The 1,458-nt window shown below is 60.2% G+C and carries 1 protein-coding gene; it reads right to left on the bottom strand.

Annotated features, from left to right (window positions below):
- A partial coding sequence (locus tag AC1D1P_RS23210; RefSeq protein ID WP_477674619.1) for a HAMP domain-containing protein occupies positions 1 to 1,458 on the bottom strand: 1,458 nt, incomplete at both ends.

The raw sequence follows: 1,458 nt of genomic DNA, 5'->3' as shown, positions 1-1,458 counted from the left end.
ACCATGCACATCGGCCTGCCCGCCCAGATTGCCTTCGGTGCCCACGTCGCGCGCCACCCGCGTCACTTCAGAGGCAAATGACCGCAGCTGATCCACCATGGTGTTGATGGTGGTCTTTAACTCGAGTATCTCGCCCTTCACGTCCACCGTGATCTTCTTGGACAAGTCACCGGCTGCCACGGCCGTTGTCACCTCGGCAATGTTGCGCACCTGCGCCGTCAGGTTGGAGCCCATGGAGTTGACCGAATCGGTCAAATCTTTCCACGTACCGGCTACACCTTGCACATCGGCCTGCCCGCCYAGTTTGCCTTCGGTGCCTACTTCTCGTGCCACCCGCGTCACTTCGGACGCAAACGAGCGAAGCTGATCCACCATGGTGTTGATGGTGTTCTTCAGCTCCAGAATTTCGCCCTTCACGTCCACCGTGATCTTCTTCGAAAGGTCACCGGCGGCCACGGCCGTCGTCACCTCGGCAATGTTGCGCACCTGGCCGGTCAGGTTGGAGCCCATGGAGTTGACCGAATCGGTCAAGTCCTTCCAGGTACCGGCAACACCCTGCACGTCGGCCTGGCCGCCCAGYTTGCCTTCRGTACCCACCTCGCGCGCCACCCGGGTTACCTCAGAAGCAAATGACCGCAGCTGATCCACCATGGTGTTGATGGTGTTCTTGAGCTCGAGGATTTCGCCCTTCACGTCCACCGTGATCTTCTTCGAAAGGTCGCCCGCCGCCACAGCCTTSGTCACCTCGGCAATGTTGCGCACCTGGCCGGTCAGGTTGGAGCCCATGGAGTTGACCGAGTCAGTCAAGTCCTTCCAGGTGCCGGCAACGCCCTGCACGTCGGCCTGCCCGCCCAGCTTGCCCTCGGTGCCCACCTCGCGTGCCACCCGCGTCACTTCAGAAGCAAAAGACGAGAGCTGGTCCACCATGGTGTTGATGGTGTTCTTCAGCTCCAGAATTTCGCCCTTCACATCCACCGTGATCTTCTTGGAAAGGTCACCGGCGGCCACGGCCGTCGTCACCTCGGCAATGTTGCGCACCTGGCCGGTCAGGTTGGAGCCCATGGAGTTGACCGAATCGGTCAAATCTTTCCASGTGCCGGCTACACCTTGCACGTCGGCCTGGCCGCCCAGTTTGCCTTCGGTGCCYACTTCTCGTGCCACCCGCGTCACTTCAGAAGCAAAAGACGAGAGCTGGTCCACCATGGTGTTGATGGTGTTCTTGAGTTCGAGGATTTCACCCTTCACGTCCACCGTGATCTTCTTGGAAAGGTCACCGGCAGCCACAGCTTTGGTCACGTCGGCAATGTTGCGCACCTGGCCGGTCAGGTTGGAGCCCATGGAGTTGACCGAATCGGTCAAATCTTTCCACGTGCCGGCTACACCTTGCACGTCGGCCTGGCCGCCCAGTTTGCCTTCGGTGCCTACTTCTCGTGCCACCCGCGTCACTTCAGAAGCAAA

It is taken from the genome of Polaromonas sp. P1_E1_2, from assembly GCF_056406035.1.
Note: the sequence above shows the minus strand (reverse complement) of the source record. Positions and strands in the feature narration are given on the sequence as shown.